25 protein-coding genes are annotated in these 24,368 nt (G+C 50.7%); 9 read left to right on the top strand and 16 right to left on the bottom strand.

The features are described 5' to 3' along the window. Window positions 1-25: 25 nt before the first annotated feature. Entirely contained in the window at window positions 26-559 is a 534-nt protein-coding gene (locus KNP92_RS13435; RefSeq protein WP_214841379.1) for a YceI family protein, read from the bottom strand. Window positions 560-781: 222 nt separating this feature from the next. Between KNP92_RS13435 and adh the strand changes: the two genes are divergently transcribed. The 3 genes from adh to KNP92_RS13420 all read left to right on the top strand — a co-directional run bounded on the left by adh (window position 782) and on the right by KNP92_RS13420 (window position 3,548). Next, window positions 782-2,302 carry an aldehyde dehydrogenase gene (gene adh, locus KNP92_RS13430; protein WP_214841376.1) on the top strand — a complete coding sequence of 507 codons (1,521 nt, stop codon included), beginning with the start codon at window positions 782-784 and terminating at the stop codon, window positions 2,300-2,302. 1 nt (window position 2,303) lies between these two features. Beyond that, on the top strand, window positions 2,304-2,663 hold the full coding sequence (locus tag KNP92_RS13425) for a DUF779 domain-containing protein (RefSeq protein ID WP_214841372.1): 360 nt from the start codon (window positions 2,304-2,306) through the stop codon (window positions 2,661-2,663). 249 nt (window positions 2,664-2,912) lie between these two features. Next, a complete protein-coding gene (locus KNP92_RS13420) occupies window positions 2,913-3,548 on the top strand; it encodes a nuclease-related domain-containing protein (protein ID WP_251136594.1) in 636 nt (211 codons plus the stop codon). A 94-nt stretch (window positions 3,549-3,642) separates the two neighbouring features. Here KNP92_RS13420 and KNP92_RS13415 read toward each other — a convergent pair whose 3' ends face one another. The 12 genes from KNP92_RS13415 to KNP92_RS13360 form a co-directional block, all read right to left on the bottom strand. Beyond that, window positions 3,643-4,713, bottom strand: coding sequence for an ABC transporter substrate-binding protein (locus tag KNP92_RS13415; RefSeq protein ID WP_214841368.1), 1,071 nt, complete (start codon window positions 4,711-4,713; stop codon window positions 3,643-3,645). Further along, the gene (locus tag KNP92_RS13410) at window positions 4,710-5,504 is read right to left on the bottom strand and encodes an ABC transporter permease (protein WP_214841366.1); all 795 of its coding nucleotides are present in this window, start codon (window positions 5,502-5,504) and stop codon (window positions 4,710-4,712) included. Before KNP92_RS13410 ends, KNP92_RS13415 begins: the two co-directional genes overlap by 4 nt. Continuing rightward, window positions 5,501-6,322 (bottom strand): ABC transporter permease, encoded by an 822-nt coding sequence (locus tag KNP92_RS13405; protein WP_214841359.1) that lies wholly within the window; start codon window positions 6,320-6,322, stop codon window positions 5,501-5,503. Before KNP92_RS13405 ends, KNP92_RS13410 begins: the two co-directional genes overlap by 4 nt. Further along, window positions 6,309-7,415 (bottom strand): ABC transporter ATP-binding protein, encoded by a 1,107-nt coding sequence (locus KNP92_RS13400; protein WP_214841357.1) that lies wholly within the window; start codon window positions 7,413-7,415, stop codon window positions 6,309-6,311. The genes KNP92_RS13405 and KNP92_RS13400 overlap by 14 nt, the downstream gene beginning before the upstream one ends. A 15-nt stretch (window positions 7,416-7,430) precedes the next feature. After that, the gene (locus KNP92_RS13395) at window positions 7,431-7,970 is read right to left on the bottom strand and encodes a helix-turn-helix domain-containing protein (protein ID WP_214841356.1); all 540 of its coding nucleotides are present in this window, start codon (window positions 7,968-7,970) and stop codon (window positions 7,431-7,433) included. 161 nt (window positions 7,971-8,131) lie between these two features. Further along, a complete protein-coding gene (locus KNP92_RS13390; RefSeq protein WP_214841354.1) occupies window positions 8,132-8,401 on the bottom strand; it encodes a YfhJ family protein in 270 nt (89 codons plus the stop codon). Further along, entirely contained in the window at window positions 8,398-8,712 is a 315-nt protein-coding gene (locus KNP92_RS13385; protein WP_214841352.1) for a YfhH family protein, read from the bottom strand. The genes KNP92_RS13390 and KNP92_RS13385 overlap by 4 nt, the downstream gene beginning before the upstream one ends. Before the next feature lie 69 nt (window positions 8,713-8,781). Next, window positions 8,782-9,957: an RtcB family protein gene (locus KNP92_RS13380; protein ID WP_214841350.1), complete on the bottom strand. Its 1,176-nt coding sequence runs from the start codon at window positions 9,955-9,957 to the stop codon at window positions 8,782-8,784. Between the two features lie 13 nt (window positions 9,958-9,970). After that, the gene (locus KNP92_RS13375) at window positions 9,971-12,016 is read right to left on the bottom strand and encodes an ABC transporter ATP-binding protein (RefSeq protein WP_214841343.1); all 2,046 of its coding nucleotides are present in this window, start codon (window positions 12,014-12,016) and stop codon (window positions 9,971-9,973) included. 22 nt (window positions 12,017-12,038) lie between these two features. Beyond that, entirely contained in the window at window positions 12,039-13,763 is a 1,725-nt protein-coding gene (locus tag KNP92_RS13370; protein ID WP_214841341.1) for an ABC transporter ATP-binding protein, read from the bottom strand. A gap of 316 nt (window positions 13,764-14,079) precedes the next feature. Next, a complete protein-coding gene (locus KNP92_RS13365) occupies window positions 14,080-15,720 on the bottom strand; it encodes an L-lactate permease (RefSeq protein ID WP_214841340.1) in 1,641 nt (546 codons plus the stop codon). A 51-nt stretch (window positions 15,721-15,771) separates the two neighbouring features. Next, window positions 15,772-16,584, bottom strand: a complete 813-nt coding sequence (locus KNP92_RS13360; protein WP_214841338.1) for a RecX family transcriptional regulator — start codon at window positions 16,582-16,584, stop codon at window positions 15,772-15,774. 159 nt (window positions 16,585-16,743) lie between these two features. On the opposite strand from KNP92_RS13360, the gene KNP92_RS13355 reads away from it, so the two are divergent. From KNP92_RS13355 to KNP92_RS13335, 5 genes are all read left to right on the top strand, one after another. Next, window positions 16,744-17,652, top strand: coding sequence for a TIGR01777 family oxidoreductase (locus KNP92_RS13355; RefSeq protein WP_214841335.1), 909 nt, complete (start codon window positions 16,744-16,746; stop codon window positions 17,650-17,652). A gap of 16 nt (window positions 17,653-17,668) precedes the next feature. Next, on the top strand, window positions 17,669-18,823 hold the full coding sequence (locus KNP92_RS13350; protein ID WP_214841333.1) for an amidohydrolase: 1,155 nt from the start codon (window positions 17,669-17,671) through the stop codon (window positions 18,821-18,823). A 178-nt stretch (window positions 18,824-19,001) separates the two neighbouring features. Continuing rightward, a complete protein-coding gene (locus KNP92_RS13345) occupies window positions 19,002-19,568 on the top strand; it encodes a GNAT family N-acetyltransferase (RefSeq protein WP_214841331.1) in 567 nt (188 codons plus the stop codon). A gap of 168 nt (window positions 19,569-19,736) precedes the next feature. Further along, the gene (locus tag KNP92_RS13340; protein WP_214841329.1) at window positions 19,737-20,426 is read left to right on the top strand and encodes a response regulator transcription factor; all 690 of its coding nucleotides are present in this window, start codon (window positions 19,737-19,739) and stop codon (window positions 20,424-20,426) included. Further along, entirely contained in the window at window positions 20,423-21,814 is a 1,392-nt protein-coding gene (locus KNP92_RS13335; protein ID WP_214841327.1) for a sensor histidine kinase, read from the top strand. Before KNP92_RS13340 ends, KNP92_RS13335 begins: the two co-directional genes overlap by 4 nt. Window positions 21,815-21,838: 24 nt before the next feature. Here KNP92_RS13335 and KNP92_RS13330 read toward each other — a convergent pair whose 3' ends face one another. After that, window positions 21,839-22,126, bottom strand: a complete 288-nt coding sequence (locus KNP92_RS13330; protein WP_214841325.1) for a hypothetical protein — start codon at window positions 22,124-22,126, stop codon at window positions 21,839-21,841. 123 nt (window positions 22,127-22,249) lie between these two features. On the opposite strand from KNP92_RS13330, the gene KNP92_RS13325 reads away from it, so the two are divergent. Further along, entirely contained in the window at window positions 22,250-22,456 is a 207-nt protein-coding gene (locus KNP92_RS13325) for a hypothetical protein (RefSeq protein ID WP_214841323.1), read from the top strand. A 32-nt stretch (window positions 22,457-22,488) separates the two neighbouring features. On the opposite strand, the gene KNP92_RS13320 is transcribed toward KNP92_RS13325, so the two are convergent. Both KNP92_RS13320 and rlmD read right to left on the bottom strand, forming a co-directional pair. After that, the gene (locus KNP92_RS13320; protein WP_214841321.1) at window positions 22,489-22,896 is read right to left on the bottom strand and encodes a cytidine deaminase; all 408 of its coding nucleotides are present in this window, start codon (window positions 22,894-22,896) and stop codon (window positions 22,489-22,491) included. A gap of 91 nt (window positions 22,897-22,987) precedes the next feature. Continuing rightward, window positions 22,988-24,364, bottom strand: a complete 1,377-nt coding sequence (gene rlmD, locus KNP92_RS13315) for a 23S rRNA (uracil(1939)-C(5))-methyltransferase RlmD (protein ID WP_214841319.1) — start codon at window positions 24,362-24,364, stop codon at window positions 22,988-22,990. Window positions 24,365-24,368 lie beyond the last annotated feature (4 nt).

The raw sequence follows: 24,368 nt of genomic DNA, 5'->3' as shown, positions 1-24,368 counted from the left end.
AAGTCGCTCCGCGGAGCGACTTTTCTTATGCTTCTGATTCCGTGAACTGGAGCTCGAAATCAAATTTAATTTTCTTGTCGACGAGAACGCCACCCGCTTCGAGCGCTTGGTTCCAAGTCAAACCGTAATCTTCACGGTTAATGGTTCCGTTCCCTGTGAAGGCATGCTTTAAGTTACCCCAAGGATCTTTGGCGCTTCCTTCATATTCGACTTCGAACGTCTCTTCACGTGTCGTGCCACGAATCGTTAAGTTGCCCGTCAACTCGAAATCGTTACCACCCTTTGAGCGGAAGGACGTCGACTCGAACACGATGTCTTCATGCTGTTCGACATCGAAAAAGTCGCCAGACCGAAGATGGTTGTCACGATCCCCATTGTTCGTGTCGATGGATGCGGCTTTAATCTTGACCGTCGCCCGAGCGTTTGCCAAATCGTCAGGCTGACCGTTCGCCTCGACGTGAAAGTCTTTAAATTCTCCTTTTACTTTCGAAATCATCATGTGTTTGACTGTAAAGTTGATGGTGCTATGTGCTGGGTCAACTTGATACGTTTTTGCCATAAGTAGGTCCACTCCTTCGATTTTTTGAATTGATTCTAATAAGATGTTTACCACAAATCTTGACTTCAAAACATTTAAAATAAATGTGACAAATTATTGTCAAAAAATTTTGACATTTATCACGCTTACCCGTTAGGATAAAAAAGGGAGCTCTTCGCTTACTTCAAAAATGTAAGCGCATACACAAATTCCCGATACTTTACGGAAAAGGGAGGAACGACCATGATTTACGAAGTCCCGAACTCGACAGGCACGAAAGTACACTTTAAAGACCGCTATGAGAATTACATCAATGGGAAGTGGACAGCGCCTGCCGGGGGAGAATATTTTGAGAACACCTCTCCGGTAAATGGTAAAGTTTTATGTGAAGTCGCACGCTCGACAAAAGAAGATATCGAACTTGCACTAGACGCGGCCCATGCTGCAAAAGACGCATGGGGCAAGACATCGGTGACCGAACGAGCCGTCATCTTGAATAAAATCGCGGACCGTATGGAAGAAAACCTTGAAATGCTCGCTTATGCGGAGACGTGGGAAAACGGGAAAGCCGTTCGGGAGACGTTAAACGCCGACCTCCCGCTCGCCATCGATCATTTCCGCTATTTCGCAGGCGTCATCCGTTCACAAGAAGGTGGCATTAGCGAACTCGACAACGACACGGTCGCCTATCATTTCCAAGAGCCCCTCGGCGTTGTCGCGCAAATTATCCCATGGAACTTCCCGATTTTGATGGCCGTCTGGAAAGTCGCTCCGGCTCTCGCTGCTGGGAACTGTATCGTCTTAAAACCAGCCGAACAAACGCCGGCTTCGATTATGGTGCTCCTCGAATTGATTGAAGACTTGCTCCCGCCAGGCGTATTGAATATCGTCAACGGGTTCGGGCTTGAAGCTGGGAAGCCGCTCGCATCAAGCGACCGTGTGGATAAAGTCGCGTTCACAGGTGAGACGACGACTGGGCGCCTCATCATGCAATACGCATCTCAAAACATCATCCCGGTGACACTCGAGCTTGGCGGAAAATCGCCGAACATCTTCTTCGCCGACATTATGGATGCAGACGATGACTTCTTCGACAAAGCGATTGAAGGACTTGTCATGTTCGCGTTGAACCAAGGGGAAGTGTGTACGTGTCCGTCACGTGCCCTCATTCATGAGTCGATTTATGAGCCGTTCATGGAGCGCGTCCTCGAACGCGTGAAAGCGATCAAGCTCGGCAACCCGCTCGACCCTGACGTCATGATGGGCGCCCAAGCGTCGAACGAGCAACTCGAAAAAATCTTGTCGTACCTCGAGATCGGGAAATCGGAAGGTGCCGAGTGCCTCATCGGTGGTGAGCGCAACGTGATGGACGGTGAGCTCGCGGACGGCTTCTACGTCCAACCGACGATCTTTAAAGGCCATAACAAGATGCGCATCTTCCAGGAAGAAATCTTTGGACCAGTCCTCTCGGTGACGACGTTCAAAGACGACGCCGAAGCCATCGCCATCGCCAACGACACGCTCTATGGCCTCGGCGCGGGTGTATGGACGCGCGACATGAACCGGGCTTACCGTTTCGGTCGTGACATTCAAGCAGGTCGCGTTTGGATCAACTGTTATCACCAATATCCGGCGCACGCGGCGTTCGGCGGATATAAGATGTCAGGGATCGGCCGTGAGAACCATAAGATGATGCTTAGCCATTATCAACGTACGAAAAATATGCTTGTCAGCTACAGCGAACAAAAACTCGGGTTCTTCTAAGATGGTGAACCGCGTCGAGGCCACCCCCGCCACGCTCGCGCTTCTCGATCGACTGAAACAAAAGCATGGACCACTCCTGTTTCACCAGTCTGGCGGATGTTGTGACGGAAGTTCACCAATGTGCTTTCCCCAAGGTGAATTTCTCGTCGGTGATCACGACGTCTTACTTGGCGAAATCGGGGGGTGCCCATTCTATATCCACGAGAAGCAATACGATTATTGGAAGCATACGCAACTCATCATCGACGTTGTCGATGGCAGAGGCGGCATGTTTTCCGTCGAAGGTGTCGAAGGGAAGCGGTTTTTAACTCGCTCCCGTGTTTTCACCGAGGCGGAACGTGTGGAATTGCAGCAACCGTGAATATCCCTTTGGACCAGCCACTTTACCAGATGGCTGGTTTTTTCATTATGCACATGTCACTTTTTAAAATCTGATTCCCGATTCATCGTAAAAACGGCTCAATCACAACTCTCCGTCTTGTATAGTGAATGTAGACAAGAAAGGAGCATCCCAATGGGCCAATTATTGAATGACGTTCTCGAAGGTATATTCATTTCGTTAGTTAGTTTCGCTGTCCCCCTATTTCTGATTTGCGGAACAATCATTTATATGAAAGTAAAGCGCTATAAACAAAGTCAATATTATGCACAGACAGGACATCGCTATATGAAAGTCGTGCAGGATATCGGGCTGTATGGAGAGTATCGTTGCGTCGCCGAAATCGAGGCACGTCGAATCGCCCCAATCATCTTGACGAACGTATACTTACCTCATCCGACGAAGCGAGACCGGACGACAGAAATCGATGTAGTGTTCATCAATGAAAGTGGCATCCATGTCATTGAGTCAAAAAACTATAGCGGTTGGATTTTTGGACGGGAACAAGACCGACAATGGACCCAAACGTTAGCCAATCGAAAGAAGTTTAAATTCTATAACCCGATCAAACAAAACGAGCTACACATGCGTGCGATTGAACAAGTACTTCGACTCGACCGGAGCCATTTACATTCTTGGATTGTATTCAGTGACCGTTCGACATTGAAACGTGTTGAGTCGTCATCTGTACCTGTATTAAATCGAAAATCATGGGCAAAACAGATGACCGTCTCTCGTGATATTCGTTTGACGGCTACCGAACAAATCGATTTGTATGAAAAACTCTTACCTTACACGAACGCAAGTACTGAGATCAAAACAGCGCACATGAACGCAATCCAACAGACGAAATCCTCGACTAGTTGACGTTGGCGCCTCAACGCATAAGCGCCAGAAGACACGCAACAAGGTATACGTTAGCTATTAAAAAAGTCCCGCTCACCTTCGAGCGGGACTTCGTTCATTTACTCTGCATTTTGAAGCGCAAATACAACTCATTGTAATACGCGTTCATTCGTTTGCCTAAATTCTCATACACTTCAAGCTCATCCGTCACTTCTTTATCGGGATAAAACCGCTCATCTGTGACAACTTCTTCATCTAAAAACTCGAGGGCGGCTTCGTTCGGTGTTGAGTAGCCGACATAATCCGTGTTGCGTGCTGCAATTTCAGCGTCGAGCATGAAGTCGATGAACTGATGTGCCCCTTCGACGTTACGGGACGTGCTCGGGATGACCAAGTTATCGAACCAAAGATTCGTCCCTTCTTCCGGGATGACATACGTCAACTCTTCGTTCTCGTACATAATCTCTGAGGCGTCACCGGACCAGACGACGGCCGCTGCCGCTTCCCGGTTCGCCATGAGCATCTTAATCTCATCGCCGACGATGGCTTTAATGTTCGGCCAAAGCGTCTCGAGCTTCTTCTCCGCCTCGAGCAGTTCCGCTTCGTCAGTCGTATTGAGCGAATAGCCGAGCGAGTTCAAGCCGAAGCCCATTACTTCACGCGTTCCGTCCGCGAGCAAGATGTCGTTTTCAAGCGGCATCTCCCATAGGTCGTTCCACGACGTGATCTCCCCGTCGACAAGTTCCGGGTTATAGACAATCCCGACCGTTCCCCAAAAGTAAGGGACCGAGTATTTATTGCCGGGGTCAAACGACTTATCGAGGAAGCGCGGGTCGATGTTGTCGAAATTCTCAAGCTTGGTATAGTCGATTGGGACGAGTAAATCCTCTTCAATCATTTTGCTGATGGCGTAGTCGGACGGGACAGCGATGTCGTAAGCCGTACCGCCTTGCTGAATTTTCGTGAGCATCGCCTCGTTCGAGTCAAACGTCTGGTAGATGACCTTTAGTCCGGTCTCTTCCTCGAACTCATCAATCAAGTCCTCATCGATATAGTCGCCCCAGTTGTAGACGACGAGCGTATTGTCGCCACCGAACCCTTGCGCCATATTGATTTGATAAATCCAAAACAAGATGCCGAAGCTGACGAGGAGCGGTGCCGTTAACATGATGACTAACTTTTTCATCGTCTAACCTCCTTCGCCGCACGTCGCGCGAGTACATAGTATCCAAGAACGAGCATGAGAGTGAACAGGAACAGTAGTGTCGACAAGGCGTTAATCTCAAGCGAGATCCCTTGACGTGCCCGTGAGTAGACTTCGACTGCGAGTGTCGAGAACCCGTTCCCCGTTACGAAGAACGTGACGGCGAAGTCATCGAGCGAATACGTGAGTGCCGTAAAGAAGCCGGCGAAAATACCAGGGGTGATGTACGGCAAAATCACTTTTGTGAGCACATCCCACGTGCTCGCTCCTAAATCACGTGACGCATCGATTAACGTCGGGCTCATCTCTTGCAATTTTGGCAAGACGAGAATGACGACGATTGGGACCGAGAACGCTATGTGGGCCAATAGCACCGAGTAGAACCCGAGCTGGATCCCGAGCATCGTGAATAAGATAAGGAACGACGCCCCAATAATCACGTCCGGACTGACGATCAACACGTTGTTAAGTGACAAGAGCGACGTCTTCGTGTACTTCTGTTTGGCCGTATAGATGGCAAGTGCCCCGATGACCCCGAGTACGGTCGAAATTGTCGCTGAGAGCAGCGCGATGACAATCGTGTTTAAGACGATGACGAGAAGACGTGTGTCGGTGAAGAGTGCCTCGTACCACTCGAGCGTGAACCCGTCAAAGCTACTCATCGTCCCGCCGCTATTGAACGAGTAGACGACCAAGTAAAGAATCGGCGCGTATAGGATGAAGAACACCGCCATCAAATACAAGTTTGCCCATTTGAATTTTCGTTGTTTCATCGACGCACCGCTCCTTTTGAACCCCAGTCACGCGTGATGACCATGACAAGCACCATCGCCAAAATTAAGAACACGGCAATCGTTGAGCCCATGCCCCAGTTTTGCGTAACGAGGAATTGTTGTTCGATTGCCGTCCCGAGTGTAATGACCCGGTTTCCAGCAATAAGACGTGTAATCATGAAGAGTGAAAGTGCCGGGATAAAGACGATTTGAATCCCCGATTTGACACCGTCAAGCGTGAGCGGGAAGATAACGCGTCGGAACGTCGTCCAGTTTGAGGCCCCTAGGTCACGCGACGCATAGACGAGTGACGGCGGTAACTTCTCGATGGCGTTATAAATCGGCAAAATCATGAACGGGATAAAAATGTATACGGACACAAACACGAAGCTGAAGTCCGTGAACAAAATCTGACGCGTCCCAATCCCAATCGCCTCTAAAAACTGGTTCGTGATGCCGTACGTCCCAAAAATTCCGAGGAACGCGTAGGCTTTCAATAACAAGTTGATCCACGACGGCAAGATGATCAGAAGGAGCCACAATTGTTTGTGCTTCGTCTTCGTCAACAAGTAGGCCGTCGGATAGCCAATGAGGAGCGAGAAAAATGTGATCAAGAACGCATACCAGAACGACGACAGCGTCATCGTCAAATACGTCGACGTGAAGAACGTCCGATAGTTCTCTAAACTCAAGTTCCCTTCAATATCAAAGAAAGAATAGTAAAGAACGAGGAAGAGCGGTGCAATGACGAATAGGGCAATCCACACCCAATACGTCGTCATGTAAACCGTCTTCGCTGTTTGACTAGTTCGATTCATGGGCGACCTCCTCGTACGACTCGAGGCGGCGATCGAACTCTTCCTCCGTCTCTCCTAGGCGCATGACGTGAATCGCTTCCTCGTCGAACGTGAGTCCAATTTTCGAACCAACGACTGATTTTTTCGTCGAATGAACGAGCCATTCGTTTCCTTCTTCATCATAGCAACAAATCTCGTAATGGACGCCGCGGAACAGTTGCGAATCGACATCGACGACCAGTTTCGCCGAATCGACGGACGTCATCTCCAAATCTTCCGGACGGATGATCACTTCGACTTTTTCATTGCGGTCAAACCCTTGGTCGACGCAGTCGAACGTCTTCCCGGCAAACGAGACGACGTGGTCTTCTGGCATGACAGCTGGGACGATATTCGATTCACCGATAAAGTCAGCGACGAAACGGTTAATCGGTTCGTCGTAAATGTCGGTCGGTGTCCCGCTTTGGACGATGCGCCCGTTGTTCATGACGAAAATCTCGTCTGACATGGCGAGCGCTTCTTCTTGGTCGTGGGTGACGAAGATGAATGTGATGCCGAGACGTTGCTGAAGTTCACGTAGCTCATACTGCATCTCTGTACGCAATTTCAAATCGAGCGCTGAGAGCGGTTCGTCGAGCAAGATGACTTCTGGCTCATTGACGATGGCACGCGCGATGGCGACCCGTTGGCGCTGTCCGCCCGACAACTCATCGATTTCACGCGAATCATACCCGACCAAGTTGACGAACTTGAGTGCCTGCTCGACTTTCGTCTTAATGTCAGCCTCTTTCATTTTTTTGATACGAAGACCGAATGCGACGTTCTCAAACACGTTCAGGTGCGGGAAGAGCGCATAATCTTGGAACACGGTGTTCACTTGACGTTTATTGGCCGGCACCTCGTTAATCCGTTTGCCATCAAAGTGAATATCACCGTTCGAGGCATCGGTGAACCCTGCAATCAGCCGAAGAATCGTCGTTTTTCCACATCCCGATGGTCCGAGTAGCGTATAAAATTTCCCTCGCTCAATCTCAAAACTGATGTCTTCTAAGACGACGGTGTCGTCGTAACGCTTCGAGACATTGTCAAAGCGGATAATCGTTTGTTCGTTCATCTCAATTCCTCCTTCTTATAGGTATGAATGGGTCGCGACGACGAGACATTCGCTCTCGCCGTCGTAATCGTTGACGAGTTGATGCGAATCAGAGGCGACATAATAAAGCGTCTCGCCCGCCTTGGCAAAGTAGGTGCGATTGCCGAGCTTTAAGGCAATATGTCCTGACAACACATACACGAACGTCTCGGAGCGTGACGGTTCGTACCGTTTGAACTCGCCGTTTTTTGAAAACTTGAGCACAATCGGCTCCATATCTTTTTCGTTTGATTCCGGGATGAGCCATTCGGTCCGATAGCGACGCTCCTCATCGACGTGTATCGTCCGATCTTCTTCGGTATAGACGACTTTTTGGAACACGTCCTCATCGAAGAACTCTTTTGGCGAGCACCCGAGTACTTCTAACAAGTCAAACAATGTCTCAAGTGAAGGTGAACTCAAATCGCGTTCAATTTGAGAGATGTATCCTTTGCTCAAATCGGTACGTTCCGCCAATTCTTCTTGCGTCAACCCGTTTTTCACACGGAGCCGTTTGATTTTTTGCCCGACTTCCATATCTTCGCCCTCCTTTCGCTTGCAAACAAGTTTAGTATAAAATGATTTCAACTAAAGAAAGTTTATAAATACTTAACAAAAAAGCGAACTTATAGCGCCTTTCATTATACCGAATTCCGTTTTGTTTGCAAGTAAAAAATCACGCCGAATGTGGCGTGATTTTAGTGAAGATTTCGTTTCGACATCAAGTGTTTGAACTTCTCATTTTTCGTTTGAAATAAATGAAGTTGTGGCCCGTACGCATCAATCTGTTGTACGACGTATTGAAACGACTTGGCCTCTCCCGGATACGGTTCACCCGCTCGCGCGAGCGACGTCTCAAAATCTTCCCAAAGCACCTCGACCCATGTCAACGCCTCAAGTTCTGTCAACACATCATTTTTCGCTTTCAACATCTCGGCCAATCGTTCATATTGTTCGGGTCGGTTCATGAGCGCACCTCTGACAGTTCCGAAAGTGGAATCGCATGCTCCGTCGTCTCACCTTCGAACGTGCCCCATCCCATGACGCCATTGACGAACTTTAAACGAAACGGGCGTTCATTGTAGTTGACGATGTACGTCTCTCCTGGTTTGAACGACGATGGGTCAATCAAATAGCTCTCGGCGATGGCGATACGGCGCAAGACGACTTCAATCTCACTAACCATCCCCATCTGCTCCGCTTTCCGTTTTCGTTCGTGGAGCGCTCGAATCTCTTGTTCCAATTCGTATTTCGATAAGTCACTCAATCGTTTTTCCATTTCGTTCACCTCACTTGTAGCGTATCAGATTTCTCACAGAAAAGAAAAAGACGAAACTGAACACGTGGTTCAGTTCGCCTTAAAGTTATAGAGCGGTTTGATGACTTGATCGATCGTAACGGCCGGTTCGATATAACGGACGATTTCCTTCATCGATTTATAGACGAATGGCGACTCGTCTATCGTCGACGGCCGGACTGACGTCGACCACACACCAGACATCGTTTGTTTGAATTCGTTAAAGTCAACGCGCTTCCGCGCAGCCGAACGTGACATGATCCGTCCCGCCCCGTGCGGTCCTGAGAAGTTCCAATCTGGATTGCCTTTTCCGGTACAGATGAGCGATCCGTCCCGCATATTCATCGGAATGATGACCCGCTCCCCATCCTTCGCCGAAATCGCACCTTTTCGAAGGATTCGATCGTCATGGTCGATGTAGTTATGCACCGTGTCGAACTGGTCAAGGACGTGCCAGTTCATCGCCTCAACGATGACGTCCGTCATAGCCAGACGATTACTTGCAGCGTACTGTTGGGCGATCCGTACATCATGCATATAATCTTCCATCGCGTCGCCTTCGACATAGGCGAGGTCACGGAATTTTCTCCGCGCCTCACGCTCTGTCTCGAGATACGTTGAAATCTCATGCTCACGCCCGGCCGCTTTCAACTGGTCAATCGCTTCCATCACATCGTTCGTCTTCATCATGTGTTCGATGGCACGATTTTGATAATGGTCGGCAATTTGAACACCGAGATGACGCGACCCCGAATGGATGACGAGATACGTCCGTCCGTTGTCCTCATTCACTTCAATAAAATGGTTTCCCGACCCGAGCGTCCCGACCGAGCGCAAGGCACGGTCGAGTTTGAACGGGGCTCGGACGTCTTCTAACGGAAGCGTTGATGCGTAAGGATGCGCCTCCCCCCGAATGTTCATTCCACTCGGCACCTTTTGACGAATGACGTCATCGAGCTTTTGAAAGTCGATTCGCTTCGCCTTGATCTCGGTGCAGAGCATGCCGCACCCGAGGTCGACGCCGACCAGGTTCGGGACAATCTTGTCATGAATCGTCATCGTCGTGCCGACGACCGAACCTTTGCCGGCATGCATGTCCGGCATGATTCGAATCGTCGCGCCTTCTGTGAACGGTTGGTCGACGAGTGTCTGGAGTTGCGACCGCGTCATGTCATCCATCCGTTCATTGAATACTTTGGCACGGTTATGCTTTCCGATAATCTCCATACGCTCTCCTTTCTTAGCTAATCGCTTGTTGTTTACTTTGAAGCTCATGCATACGGGCGTACACACCGCCGTGCGCGATGAGCGATTGATGGTTTCCGCGTTCGATGATGTGTCCATGATCGAGCACGAGAATTTGGTCGGCTTCCCGAATCGTCGAGAGTCGGTGAGCAATGACAAACGTCGTCCGTCCTTTCGTGAGCGTCTTGAGCGCGTCTTGGATGAGCGCTTCCGTCTCCGAGTCGACACTGGCTGTCGCTTCGTCTAAGACGAGAATCGCCGGGTCAAAGACGAGGGCACGTGCAAAGCTGATGAGTTGTCGTTCTCCACTCGAAAGCGACGCACCACGTTCGATGACCGGTTCTTCGAGACCGTTTGGCAACTGTTTGACGAAGCGATCGGCTCCGACCGCTGTGAGCGCCTGCCAGACTCGCTCATCGGAAATCGTCTCGTCCCCGAGCGTCACGTTCGTCTTAATCGATCCTGTGAACAAGAACGGATCTTGGAGCACGATGCCGAGATGATCGCGGACCGCTTGCGTCGGCAGTTTCGTCACGTCCATCCCGTCGATGTTGAGCGTTCCGTTCGACGGATCGTAGAAGCGCATGAGCAAGTTCATAATTGAGCTCTTCCCGCTACCGGTATGACCGACGAGCGCGACGGTCTCCCCAGGCGCGGCGTGGATATCGATGTGTTGGAGTACCGGCTTCCCGGCCTCATAACTAAATGAGACATCCTCAAACACGACTTCCCCTTTAAAGCGTGGAATGCGGTCGGTCGATACGTCCTCCCCTTCCTCGTCGAGCAACTGGAACATCCGGTCTGCCGAAACGAGTGCTTGTTGAAGTGGCGACAATTGGTTCATGATTTGTGTCACCGGCTCGAAAATCCGTGAGACGTAATCGATATACGCGTACAAAATTCCGAGCGTGAGCACGCTCCCTGTCCCTAGCGTCTGCGCCCCGACGACCCAGATGAGGAGGGCAAGCGCCATGTTACGGAAGAAGTTAACTAAGTTGTGCGACATGAGTGCATCAAGCTTGAGCAGCTTCCGGCGCGTCTGGAAGTTGTCGCTGTTCTTTTCATTGAACTCGTCATAGACGAGCCCTTCCTTCACGTACGATTGAATGATTGGCATCGTTTGAATACTCTCGTTCAATTGGGCGTTCATATCCGCGACGAGGGCACGTACTCGGAAGTTGTTGCGCGTCGACAGACGTTGGAACAACTTGATCCAGACAATAACGACCGGAATGATGATGAGCGAGACAAGACCAAGCCGTACGTCTAAGAAGAACATGGCAATCAAAACACCAATCATCATGACAATGCTTTGGAACACACGGGCGAGGACCCCTAAATAGAGATCGCGAATCGTCTCCGTGTCGTTCGTGACCCGACTGACGATTTTCCCGATTGGTGTTTGGTCGAAATAACGCACCGGGATAGTTTGCAAGTGGCGCATGACATCGAGTCGCATCGTTTTGACGATTTGGTGAGCCGAGCGCTGAAGGAGCATCTGTTGCCCCCAGTTTAGTCCTGCCGCAATCAACAGCAACACGACGTAAAGGCCAGATAAAAAGAGGACAGCCCGGAGGTCCGTTTCATAAAACTGGAACACGTCAGTCGAGGAGAGCGGTACGATGTTGTCGTAAGTCGCAGACTCATCGCTTCGTGTAATCGTAAGGACCCCGTTGTCGACTTCCCGGACCCCGCCGTTCATGACGGCATCAGGGACAAGATAATACCCATCTGTCGTTTGGACGATGGAGACCGGTCTTACGACCGTCTCCCCGTCGAGTCTTGTTTCTTTTTCATAGGCGTTCCCTTCAAAGGAGACACTTCCGCCTGATTCGACTTGTACCCAATCGCGCTCGATGGCGACGATGTGGTCGTCAATGATGATTTTTGCGATATACGGACCGGCAAGTTCTGCGCCGACCGCTAAAAAGAGTAAGAACAAGCCGAGGAAAATCGAGCGCTTCACTTGTTTGGCATAGCCGACGAGCGAGCGAATCGTCTTTTTCCTGCGAACTGGATCTAATTCGTGTTGATCGATCATGAGAGATTCCCCCTTTCCCGGATTACTCCGTCTCTCCTTGTCGAACGTACTGTTCGTAATACCAACCACGGCGTTCCATCAGTTGGTCGTGTGTGCCACGTTCGGTGACGCGGCCGTCTTGTAAGACGAGAATTTGATCGGCATGAGCGACGGCTGACAAGCGGTGTGCGACGATGAACGTCGTCTGTTCCGCTCGGCTCGTCCGGACCGAGTCGATAATGCGTGACTCCGTTTTGGCATCAACCGCCGAGAGCGAATCGTCGAGCAATAGAATCTCTGGGTCTTTGAGCAGGGCCCGGGCAATCGAGAGACGTTGTTTTTGTCCACCTGACAGCATGACCCCTTGCTCACCAACGACCGTGTCGAGTCCGTTCTCTAAATGATTGATGTCCGAGTCAAACGCAGCCAGACGGATGGCCGTTTGAAGGTCGTCCTCGGTCGCATCGTTTGAACCGAACAAGATGTTGTCACGGACCGTCTTCGAGAACAACAAGTGTTCTTGCGACACGTAGCCGCTCCACCCGCGGACTTGTTCGAGTTTGATGTCTGAGATCGGGATGCCGTTGACGAGCAGTGCGTCATCAATCGGGTATTCCCGGAGCAGTTGACGCAAGAGCGTCGTCTTCCCTGCCCCCGTCGGTCCGACAATCCCAATCGTTTCTCCACGTGATACGTGGAGCACGATGTCTTCAAGTGACGCACGGTTCGATCCTGGATACGTGAACGTGAGCGACTTGAACGTGATTTTTTCAGGTACGGCGACATCCGCCGTCCCCGTCGACTCGACGTCTGGCCGTTCGTTCATCGTCGCTTCAATCCGCTCTAAGCTCGCCGTTCCGCGTTGGACGACGTTAATCAATTCCCCGAAGGCGTACATCGGCCAAATGAGCATCCCGAGATAAATATTGAACGAGACGAGCTGACCGAGCGTAATGTCGTTTGTAAAGACGAGATACGTCCCGAACGACAAGCCAATCAAGTAACTGAGTCCGACGAGTAGTTTGATGACCGGTTCGAACAAGACATCGATTTTGGCGACGTGCATGTTTTTCGCCATCACATCGTCTGTGATCGTGTCGAACTTCTTCGTGTCCGCATCTTCTTGGACGAACGAGCGAACGACACGAAGCCCTGAAATCGACTCGACGACTTGATCGTTCATGACACCGAACGCGTCTTGGGCCGCCGTGAAACGCGCGTGGATTTGTCGGCCGAGCTTATTCATCGACCAGGCGAGAATCGGCATCGGCAACAGTGCCGCGAGCGTCAGTTTCCAATCGATGAAGACACCCATAATGGTGAGTGCGATGAGCGTCATGTTGAACGAATCGACGAGCGTCATGACGCCGAACCCAGCTGTCCGTTCGACCGCTTTCAAGTCGTTCGTCGCAAGCGCCATCAAATCACCCGTGCGGTGCTGTTGATAGAACCGCGGCGTCTGACGGAGCAAATGACCGAAAAAACGCCCCCGCAGTTTTTTCTCTAGTAAAAAGGCCGTCCCGAACAAACGGGCAATCCATAGGTACGACATGACGTACGACAAGACCATGATACCGAGTAGCGACCCGACGATTAGGACGAGCCGTTCCGTCGTCAAACTCCCCTCTCGAATCGCATCGATCGCTTGACCGATAATCCACGGTGGCAACATGTCGATGACACCGGTAATGATTAACAGAATGATGGCGATGACATACGTCCGTTTTTGCCGTTTAATAAACCAATCCAATTGTTTAATCAGTTTCATGACTGATTTCCCCCTTCCGTCCTTTCCAAGCACACAAAAAAGCGCACGTCACCTGATTGTGCAACCAATCGGATGAAGTGCGCTTGACAGTCTTCAGTCTTTTGCATGGTCAGGGAAAGGACACTACCCCTATCCAGCTGCCCGTTTAAGCAGTCAAATACGAGTAGCCATATGATGTTGTGTGTGTGTGTTGTAGTGTTGTGATGAACTTCATCATGCTGGCTCCTCTCGTTTCATAGTTTGAAAATCTACTAAAACCTTAGCAGACTGTTCTGAAAATTGTCAATATGATTTTGTAAAGAAATTGTAATTTATTTTAGTTGATGAAGAATGTCGCTAAAATCACACCGACAATCCCCGTCGCCACGACATAATAAATCATCGGCATGAGCGTATAGCGGATAATCGTCCCTTCTTTACCAAGTAGGCCGGCAACAGAGGCGACGGCGACGACGTTCAAGACACAAATCATGTTCCCGGCGTTCGCGCCGGCCATTTGCATCGACAAGGCGAGCGTCTCACTCATGCCGACCGATTCGGCGACACTCGTCGTCAAGCTCGAGAACATCATGTTCGAGAATGTGGCCGATCCGGATACGAACGATCCGAGCGCCCCAATCCACGGCGCGACGATTGGCCAAATGCCACCGAACGCTTCGGCCGCTGCCGAGGCGAGTTCGACCGGCATGGAACCTAGTCCCGCCCCGCCGTTCTCTGAATGGATGAAAATCCGGACCATCGGAACAGAAGCCGCGAGCGTGATCAGTGTCCCGCCGATACCGAGTGTCGTCGATTTAAACACCGACGTCACTTGCGACCAACTCATGTTGTGTAAGAAGAACGTCGTGATGATCGTCAAAATAAACATGAACCCTGGCGAGTAGAACGGTTCCCACGAGGTCGAAATTCCGGCGACCCCTAGAATGTCTGGCAAATTAATGCGAATACTTCGCGTCAGTTCATTCAAGAACGGGACAGTCCGTGTCAAGATGAGGAAAACCGTCAAGATCAAGTAAGGTGCCCATGCTTTCCACTGGGGAAGTTCGCGCTTTCCTGTTTTCACAGTCGGTTGTTCAACCGGTTCGCCGAGTTCATCGGCGTACCCGTCAAACGTCCAGACGCGTTTCGGCATCAAAATACCTTTCTTCGCCATCGTGACTAAGATGACGAGACCCGTCAAACCGCCGAGCATACCACCGAACTCGAATCCGAGGACGAGCGTCCACAAGTACGCCGGGATACTGTAGACGAGGGCAGCGACAAGTGCGATCGGTAATACATCAAACGCTGGCTTGACCGACTTTTCTTTACTGAAGAATCGAGTCAACATTAAAATCAAAATGAATGGGATAAAGAGACCTACGACCATATCGATGAGGACCGTCTGCAGGACGACACTCGTCAAAAATTCAATGGACTCCGGTTGACTCACGTCGAGCGAAAGACCGTTCCCGATTCCGATTAATGCAGGAGTCCCAACCGCGCCGAACGTGACGGCGGAAACGTCGGCCGACAGTGCGATGACGACAGCCGCAATCGGTGGGAAGCCTAGTGCAATTAGAAGCGGGGCCGCGACTGTAGCCGGTGTCCCGAATCCTGAGGCACCTTCGATGAAGGAAACGAACAACCAGCCGACGATGAGCACTTGAATCCGTGGATCCGGTGTAATCGTGACGAACCCGGAGCGGATGGCGTTCATACCGCCCCCTTCTCTCATCGTGTTCATCATTCCAATCGCACCGTACACGATCCAAGCCGCTGTAATGGCGATGACGAGCCCTTGCAGGACGGCCGCCGTGATTTGTGTAGCGTCGAGTTGCCATACGAAGAACGCGAGAATGGCAGTTAAGACGAGTGATAATGGCATCGCAACCGATGCCGGCAAACGCATAATGACCAGTAAGATAAGCACCGATACAATCGGCATCAGTGCTGTAATCCATTCGAAAATCGTCAATGTAGACCCACCTTTTCAGTTTTTTCCCCTATACCGTAAACCGATGTCCCACTACGATTGTTCTTCAACGAGCCGCTCTAACGCGCGCTCGATGACATCATACGGAAACCCTTTGCGCCGAAGCTGCATCTTCATACGCTGTTTCCGTTCGAATGCATCATACCCGCTATACTTTCGATTCAACTTTTCGGCTTGTGTCAGACAGGCCGCAAGCTCGACGTCCTCATCCTCGTTTTCCCAAAACGTATGAATCGCCTCTGAAATAATATCAAACGTGAAACCCCTTTGCATCAGGGTTTGTTGAATTCTTTGTTGCACTTCTGTGGCGGAACGTCGATTCGTTTCCATTTGTTTCCTTTTTACAAACTTTCCGGCTTTTTCGAGTTGATCCTCATGCGTGATTGTAGCGATCACGTCTTCAATGATTGTGGGTGCGATATGGAACTGTGCGAGCTCTCGTTTGATTTTCACAGGTCCGCTCGGGCTTGTATTAAACTTTGTTTGAACGTACGCTTTGGCGAACTCGGCATCATTCAAATAACGTTGTTCAATGAGACGCTCCGTGACCCGTTTAATGACCGGTTCACTCACTTCTTTCTTTATCAAATAGTCATGCACCTCTCGGACGGCGCGCATTCGGTATGACAAATAGTTGACGGCTGCTTTGTACGCCTTTTGCTCTTCTTCGGCTTCGAGTACGTCTCGGACGAAGTCGTCTTCAAGCTCCATCCCTCGCGTCAATCCATATTTAATAAAGACGTCGACATCGATGGCGAAAGCGAACTCTTCTTTGCCGTCTTTCTCGACGAAGACGTTTAGCCGGTCTTTGTTTTTCTGTTGCGTCGTAAACTTGGCAATTTTCACAAAAACCCTCCTTTTCCTAGTTCTAACATATCACGTTCCCCGCTCAAGAAGGATTTTTGATAAGTTAGAAGAAAGGGTATTCACAATAGGAACGGTCCGCTTTCTTTATGGAACTCATACCCGTTTTGAAATCGCTTCAATATACTGGAGGGACACTTTATGAAAATTGCAATTACTGGCGGAACCGGGCTCATCGGTCGTCCGCTCGTCCGCGCCCTTGCTGAAGCCGGCCATCAAGTCATCGTCTTGACGCGCAATCCGCGGCCACGGCAACGAGGCATCTCCTTCGTGGAATGGATGACCCCAGACAGCCACCCGGAAACGGCGCTTCAAGACGTCGATGCGTTCATCCACTTAGCCGGCGCCTCAATCAATGATGGGCGTTGGACCCACAAACAAAAACAAGCCATCCTACAAAGTCGACTCGATGGGACGAGAGAGCTCGTCCGGATCATTAAAAACATGAAACAAAAGCCGAGTGTCGTCATCAGTGGTTCGGCTATCGGGATTTATGGGGAAGACCGGACCATTACCTACTCCGAATCCACTCCGCTCCCAGACCGTACGAACTTCTTAGGCAACGTGTGCGTCCTTTGGGAAAAAGAAGCCGATCCGATTAAAGAGATGGGAATTCGCCTTGCTTATATGCGAACCGGCGTCGTCCTGTCGAATGACGGCGGCGCGTTTCCACTCATGAAGCTGCCCTACACGTTCGGTGTCGGTGGAAAAATCGGCTCCGGGAAACAGTGGGTCCCTTGGATTCATCTTGACGACCTCGTTCGCTTGTTCGTCCATGTCATCGAAACGCCGACGATTGAAGGTCCTGTCAACGGGACGGCCCCAACGCCGGTCACGATGGACGAGTTCGGTCGAACCGTCGCCCGCGTCATGCATCGCCCGCACTGGATTCCTGCCCCGGCGCCGCTCTTGAAGCTCGCACTCGGCGAGAAGAGCGTCATCGTCCTCGAAGGCGCGAAAGTCGTCCCGACAAAAGCACTCAATCATCAGTTCAAATTCCGCTATGAGACACTGGAGCCTGCATTAAAACAACTGCTACATTTAACTTGAGGAGGATTTACATTACGTGAGCAACTTATTGATTCGTAACGCCCATATTTACCCGATTACCTCCCCCCATTTTTACGGAGATTTACGTGTCAAGGACGGTAAAATCGTCGAATTGGCCGACCTACTCGACCCGCTCGAAGGGGAGACGGTCATCGAGGCTGAAGGGAATTTCTTGTTCCCTGGCTTCATCGATGCCCACACACACCTCGGTTTATACGATGAAGGAACCGGCTCTGTCGGAAACGATGCGAACGAGACGGTCGAAGCCATGACACCGCATGCTCGCGCGATTGACGGCGTCTATCCGCTTGACGAAGGTTTCGAAGAAGCCCTCATGGCCGGTGTGACCGCCGTACAAGTCATGCCAGGCAGTATGAACGTAATCGGTGGCGTGACGAGCGTCATCAAGACACACGGTCGTTTCATCGAAGACATGATTCTCAGGCAATACGCCGGCCTCAAGATGGCGCTCGGCGAAAACCCGAAGCGCATCCACAGTATGGGGAAAACGGGAGATTTGACGAGGATGGGAATCATGGGACTTCTCCGCGAAGCGTTCCGGACCGTCGACTCGACAAAGACGATTGGCACGTTCGGGAGCCAAATGATCCAACTCGCCCTCGACCGAAAGATGCCGGTTCGGGTCCACGCCCACCGCGCCGATGACATCCTCTCTGTGGTTCGCTTTGCTAAAGAGTTCGACCTTGACTATCGTATCGAGCATTGTACAGAAGGCCATCTCGTTGCCGAAAAGTTACAGGAACTCGGGGTAAAGCACGTCACTGTCGGTCCGACGTTCACACGTAAATCGAAAATCGAGTTGCAAAACAAAACGTGGGAGACGTATCGGATCTTACATGAACACGGAATGATCGTCTCCATCACGACGGACCATCCGTATACACCGGTCCAATACTTGAATCTTTGCGCTGGCCTTGCCGCGCGTGAAGGATTGCCGGTCGATGTCGCACTCCGTGCCATCACGATTCACCCCGCCGAATCGCTCGGGGTAGATGACCGCATCGGCTCGCTCGAAGTCGGGAAAGATGCCGACCTCGTCTTGTGGAGCCACTTCCCACTCGACTATATGTCGAAGCCGATTATGACGATTGTAAACGGCCAAATCGTCTATGCGACAGAACGCGCCAAGACACATCATGAGATGGACTAATTTTCATTATTTTTCATAACCGTTTTTACGCATAATTTACTTGCTTTTTTAAAAATTCTATATAAAATTATCTTGTAACTTCAAAAAAGCAACCAAGGCGGTTCGAACAGCGAAGCCAGAAGTATGCTTTCGTTACGACTATTCTTCAGCGGTCTGAAATAGGAGGAGGAATGTAAAGGTGCTCAAATTTCGTGAGCTCACCGACTGCGCGGAGTTGTTCGAACTGATGCAACACCCAGATGTCTTTCCGTATGTCCGTCAAAAGACGGTCCATTTTGACGAGTTTTTATTTAGCACGAAGCAAGTCATCGAGCTAGAAGAGCAAGGAAACATCATCTCACGCACCATCACGAACGAGTTCGGGACCCCGATTGGGACGATCAGCTTGTTCGATGTGGAATCCGGCTATGGGTTCCTCGGTACGTGGCTTGGCAAACCGTATCACGGGAAAGGTTACAATCAAGTCGCGAAAGAGGCGTTCTTCTCAGAACTATTCTTCGAGCTTGACATCGAAAGTGTCTTTTTAAAAATCCGAAAATCAAATGAGCGCTCGATCGCCGCGGCTGAAAAGTTGCCGTACGCTTTTTGTGCCAATGAGGTTCGTTCGGAACTGCTTGCTGAAATCAATCAAGGGGATGTCGAGTACGTATTATATGAAGTATCCAAGTCGAGCTTCCAGCTCTACTTGCACTCGCTCCACGCTCCAGAATTCGAGATTGCCTACGAGGCACAACTCGAAGCCTAAGCCAATTCTGACAAAGAATTGGCTTTTTTGTGGCGTTTTTGTGTGGATTGCATGGGGACAACTTTACGGCAATGAATATTTCTGTTCTAATTCGGAGAGATAGGTATGATAGAAGTATGGGGGAATTGTCACACGCCCCGTTAACTGTTTTGTAAAGGAGAATGAACCATGTCAGAACCAACGTTTCGAATTTTAGTGACAGATGACGAAGAACAAATGCGCGATTTGCTCGTCTCGAACCTAGAAAAAGAAGGATATGAGACCATCACGGCGACGAACGGGCTTGAAGCAATTGAACTGTTGAAAGCACAATCGTTCCACCTCGTCTTGCTCGATGTCATGATGCCTGAACTCGATGGACTCACGGCCTGCATGCGCATCCGTGAATTCTCGAACGTGCCGATCATCTTGCTCACGGCCCGTTCCGAGGAGCTCGACCGCATCCATGGATTGAAAATCGGAGCGGATGACTATATCACGAAGCCGTTCAGTCCGCGAGAACTACTCGCCCGAATCGAAGCGACGCTTCGTCGGACGCACAACTTCTCGAAAGAACAAGAAGCGACGTTCGATGTCGGTGTTTTATCCATCGATATCGAAGGACGTGCGGTCAGCGTAAAAGGAAAAACCGTCAACTTGACGCGAAAAGAATTTGACCTCCTCTACTTGTTCATCACGAACGAAGAGAAAGTGTTCTCTCGTGAACAGTTGCTCGACCAGATTTGGGGCACCGAGTATCACGGGAATCTCCGTACGGTCGACACGCACATTAAAACGCTCCGCCTGAAACTCGGTGAAGCCGGCGGTTACATTCAAACGGTCTGGGGGATCGGCTATAAGTTCGAGGCGAACGTATGAAACAATACACGATCCGGAAGCGGATTTGGATCACCATTTGGACGGCCAGCCTCTTCTCCGCGTTCGTGTTCATCATCATGACGTTTTACTTGTACGACAAGTTCTATATCCAGACGCAAGAAGAACTGCTCATCAACCGCGGAGAGAAACTCGTCACCATCTACAAGGCGGACGGGTTCTCTGACGCGTTCTCAGACAGTATGACCTACACGAACGAGCTGACCGAGACAAAAGTGTTCCTCTCTTCCGTTAAAGAAGACGGGCTTGGCTCAGGGAAGACGTTCTTACGCGAACAAGACTTAGCTAGACTGCAAGACGGTTACGCCATCTCGGTCACACGGAAACACCCGACGGAGGACGTCGATATTCTCATGTCGGCCTTTCCGCTCATCCGTGATGGCGAGCTCGACAATGCGCTCATCCTCTATATGGAGCTGAGTAAAATCAGCGAGCCGTTCCAACCGATTCGGCTCATGATCACATTTTTACTCATCCTCATGGTCGTCAATCTGCTCATCTTCGGAACGCAAATCATCGACACAATCATTCAGCCACTCATCCAGATGAAGCGTGCCTCGCAAGTGTATGCCAAAGGTGATTTTTCACATCGGATTCCCATCTATTATGATGACGAAATTGGGGAACTTGCCGAAACGCTTAACCGGATGGCTGAATCACTCGGGCTCGTTGAAGAGCAACGGAAAGAGTTTTTAGCGAACGTCAGTCACGAGCTCCGGACACCGTTATCTTACATTCGCGGCTATACGGAGATGCTGCAAGACCCGTCACTCGATGAAAAGACGAAAGCGCAATACTACGACATCATCGAGAACGAGACGGAGCGGTTGCAACGGCTCGTCAACGATTTGCTCGATCTAGCCCAACTGGAGCGTGACTCGTATCCGATGACGAAAGAGCCGGTCGTTTACTCGCAAGTGCTCGAGGACGTCCTATATCGGTTCGAACCGATCGCCCAGGCAAAAGGGGTCTCCATCGAGACCGAACTCGACTTTGACCTCATCATCCTCGGGGATCACGACCGACTTGAGCAAGTCGTCGGGAACTTGCTCGATAATGCGCTACGGTATACGGAGGCCGGCAAATCGATTCATGTGAAGACGTTTTCCGAAGAAGGCTATGCGATTACCGAGATTAAAGACGAAGGTCGCGGCATCCCACGGGAAGACCTCGACAAGTTGACGGAACGCTTTTATCGTGTCAACAAGTCCCGGACTCGCGAAGACGGTGGCACCGGGCTCGGGCTCGCCATCGCCAAACACATTATGGAACGCCATGATGGGTCCATTCACTTCTCATCAGAAGTCGGTCACGGGACGACGGTTACACTCGGACTCCCCCTGCTACCAGACGACGAATTTGACATATAAAAAAGGCAGCCGCGGCTGCCTTTTTTATATGTCTTGCCCTTTGAACGAATCTTCGGACTCGTTCATGAGACGTTCACGCTCGGCGTGGGTCTGCGGGAAGCCGTTCGCTTGCCACTCGGCCCGATGGCTCGAATCAAGTTGGGTGAGCCCTTCCTCGGCCTCGTCCTTATCCGAGTCGACACTCTCCATCCGGTCCATCTTGCTCCACGTGTCGTCCTCTCGGTCTTGCGTCAACAATGCTGCCACTTTCGGCGCCACGAGCGCGGCCCCGGCGACGCCGAGGACGATGCCCATCAACACTTTCTTATCCATGCTACCCCTCCTTAGTCACTATGTACGGATAATTCCACCCTTCTCCCAAATTGAAACCATTTCATGAAGCGTTTACATGAAATCCAGAAGTGGAATAGGACAAAACAGAAGGAGGCGATGACGATGAAAAAATCCAAACAATCATCTAACCGGCCATTCGATAATCCTGATGCACTCGATACGGAGAAAGAAAGCATATACGATCAAGAAGGTATGGAGACGGTCGATCCAATCCCGGTCGAGGACTTAAACCAGGAGATGAAAGAAGAAAAAGAAAAGCGGAAGACAAAGAACGATTCTTCGAGTGAAAAACGGTACAATGGTCGATAAAAAACCAACTGGGTGCAGGCACCCAGTTGGTTTTATGTTAAATCGCTTGGTGAAAATCCATACGGCAACATTTCTTCTTTCGTCATCACTTTCGTGTCGCCCGCCATATTCGCTAAAATCAACGTGAAGTCGTCACCTGCAAATTCAGCGATGACTTGACGGCAAGCGCCGCACGGCGAGATTGGCCCGTCGGTGTCGCCAACGACGACAACCGTCTCAATCGTCTTGCTGCCTTCTGACACGGCCTTGAAGATGGCCGTCCGTTCGGCGCACATCGACAATCCGTAGGAGGCGTTCTCGACGTTGCAACCTGAAATCTCTTTCCCCGCCTCATCGATGACGACGGCGCCAACATTGAATTTTGAATAAGGCGTATAAGCGCGCGTACGGGCCGCAATCGCCTTTTGGACAAGTTCGTTCACTCGGTCTTGTGGAATCATAGAATGTTCCTCCGCTTCATATAATAAAGGAAGTCTGACATCTGAACTATACAATGAAAACGCTTTCTACTCAAGTGTTTTCATTGTCTTGTCAATATTTCTTCTTTTTCTTTTTCTCAAAGACGACGACCGACTCGACATGCGACGTTTGTGGGAACATGTCATACGGTTGGATATAGTTGACTTTGTATCCGGCCTTCATAAGTTGATCCGCATCACGAGCAAGCGTCTGTGGATTACAAGATACGTAGACGAGTCGCTGCGCCTTTGAAGAAATGATTGCATTTAATAGTTGGTGATCCACCCCCGTGCGCGGCGGGTCGACGACGATGACGTCAGGGATCCATCCATCCTTCACCCACCGTGGAATCCAATGCTCGGCCCGGCCTTCGACGTACGTCGCATGATTAAAGCCGTTCTCGCGCATGTGTGCATTTGCGTCTTCGACGGCTTCCGGCACGACTTCCATCCCACGAATCTCTTTGGCGTGTGGTGCGAGCCAAAGTCCGATCGAGCCAACACCGGCGTACGCGTCAATGACACGTTCCTCGCCCGTCAAAGCGGCCGCCTCGACAACTTCCCGATACATGACCTCGGTTTGGGCCGGGTTCAATTGGAAGAACGCGCGTGGCGACAAGTGGTAATGGACGTCGTCGAGCCGTTCGTCCATCTTCTCTTGGCCCGCGATGTGGACCGTCCGATAACCGAAAATGACGCTTGAACGGTTCGAGTTGATGTTCAAATGGAACGAGACGACGTTTGGTAACGCCATAATCCGGTCACTCAGTTCATCTAAGTCTGGCACGTCCTCATGTCCGACGACGAGCACGACCTGTACGTCATTCGTGTTGTATCCGGAACGGACGACGATCGTCCGAGCACAGCCGGTATCACGACGCGCATCGTACACCGGGATGTCGAGTTCATTTAAGATGCGAACGATGGCATTGTTGATGTTCGTCGTATCACGCTGTTGGACCATACAATGTTCGATTGGGACGAGGTGGTTCGAGTTCGGTTTATAGAGGCCCGACACGATTTCCCCACGGCGGACGCTGAGCGGGAATTGCGATTTATTGCGATAATACCAAGGGTCTTCCATTCCAATCGTCGGACGAATGTCCGATTTGTCGACGTTCAATTTCGTCTTTTGACGGAACGCGTTGCGTACGATTTCTTCCTTATATTCCATCTGCAGGCGTGCGCTCATATGCTGAATCTGACAGCCCCCGCACTCGTCATAAATCGGACATGGCGGTTTAACGCGGTCTTTTGACGCATTGTCGCGCTTGACGACACGAGCCTCGGCATAATTACGTTCGACGCGCGTGATCTCTACTTTCGCCTCTTCGCCCGGCAACAAGTTCGGAATAAAGACGACCATCCGATTGATGGTCGCAATCCCTTCCCCGTTAATCCCAAGGCGTTCAGCGGTAACGCTCTTATAATCTCCTACGATCAGTTTCAATGTG

The organism is Exiguobacterium sp. s122 (genome assembly GCF_018618475.1).
GTDB lineage: Bacteria > Bacillota > Bacilli > Exiguobacteriales > Exiguobacteriaceae > Exiguobacterium > Exiguobacterium himgiriensis.
The sequence above is the reverse complement of the archived record's forward strand: the minus strand, read 5'-3'. Positions and strand labels throughout refer to the sequence as shown.

Excerpts from the sequence above, each read along its gene's own strand:
- KNP92_RS13435 (WP_214841379.1), bottom strand. The coding sequence starts at position 559 with ATGGCAAAAACGTATCAAGTTGACCCAGCACATAGCACCATCAACTTT.
- adh (WP_214841376.1), top strand. The coding sequence starts at position 782 with ATGATTTACGAAGTCCCGAACTCGACAGGCACGAAAGTACACTTTAAA.
- KNP92_RS13425 (WP_214841372.1), top strand. The coding sequence starts at position 2,304 with ATGGTGAACCGCGTCGAGGCCACCCCCGCCACGCTCGCGCTTCTCGAT.
- KNP92_RS13420 (WP_251136594.1), top strand. The coding sequence starts at position 2,913 with ATGAAAGTAAAGCGCTATAAACAAAGTCAATATTATGCACAGACAGGA.
- KNP92_RS13415 (WP_214841368.1), bottom strand. The coding sequence starts at position 4,713 with ATGAAAAAGTTAGTCATCATGTTAACGGCACCGCTCCTCGTCAGCTTC.
- KNP92_RS13410 (WP_214841366.1), bottom strand. The coding sequence starts at position 5,504 with ATGAAACAACGAAAATTCAAATGGGCAAACTTGTATTTGATGGCGGTG.
- KNP92_RS13405 (WP_214841359.1), bottom strand. The coding sequence starts at position 6,322 with ATGAATCGAACTAGTCAAACAGCGAAGACGGTTTACATGACGACGTAT.
- KNP92_RS13400 (WP_214841357.1), bottom strand. The coding sequence starts at position 7,415 with ATGAACGAACAAACGATTATCCGCTTTGACAATGTCTCGAAGCGTTAC.
- KNP92_RS13395 (WP_214841356.1), bottom strand. The coding sequence starts at position 7,970 with ATGGAAGTCGGGCAAAAAATCAAACGGCTCCGTGTGAAAAACGGGTTG.
- KNP92_RS13390 (WP_214841354.1), bottom strand. The coding sequence starts at position 8,401 with ATGAACCGACCCGAACAATATGAACGATTGGCCGAGATGTTGAAAGCG.
- KNP92_RS13385 (WP_214841352.1), bottom strand. The coding sequence starts at position 8,712 with ATGGAAAAACGATTGAGTGACTTATCGAAATACGAATTGGAACAAGAG.
- KNP92_RS13380 (WP_214841350.1), bottom strand. The coding sequence starts at position 9,957 with ATGGAGATTATCGGAAAGCATAACCGTGCCAAAGTATTCAATGAACGG.
- KNP92_RS13375 (WP_214841343.1), bottom strand. The coding sequence starts at position 12,016 with ATGATCGATCAACACGAATTAGATCCAGTTCGCAGGAAAAAGACGATT.
- KNP92_RS13370 (WP_214841341.1), bottom strand. The coding sequence starts at position 13,763 with ATGAAACTGATTAAACAATTGGATTGGTTTATTAAACGGCAAAAACGG.
- KNP92_RS13355 (WP_214841335.1), top strand. The coding sequence starts at position 16,744 with ATGAAAATTGCAATTACTGGCGGAACCGGGCTCATCGGTCGTCCGCTC.
- KNP92_RS13340 (WP_214841329.1), top strand. The coding sequence starts at position 19,737 with ATGTCAGAACCAACGTTTCGAATTTTAGTGACAGATGACGAAGAACAA.
- KNP92_RS13335 (WP_214841327.1), top strand. The coding sequence starts at position 20,423 with ATGAAACAATACACGATCCGGAAGCGGATTTGGATCACCATTTGGACG.
- KNP92_RS13330 (WP_214841325.1), bottom strand. The coding sequence starts at position 22,126 with ATGGATAAGAAAGTGTTGATGGGCATCGTCCTCGGCGTCGCCGGGGCC.
- KNP92_RS13325 (WP_214841323.1), top strand. The coding sequence starts at position 22,250 with ATGAAAAAATCCAAACAATCATCTAACCGGCCATTCGATAATCCTGAT.
- KNP92_RS13320 (WP_214841321.1), bottom strand. The coding sequence starts at position 22,896 with ATGATTCCACAAGACCGAGTGAACGAACTTGTCCAAAAGGCGATTGCG.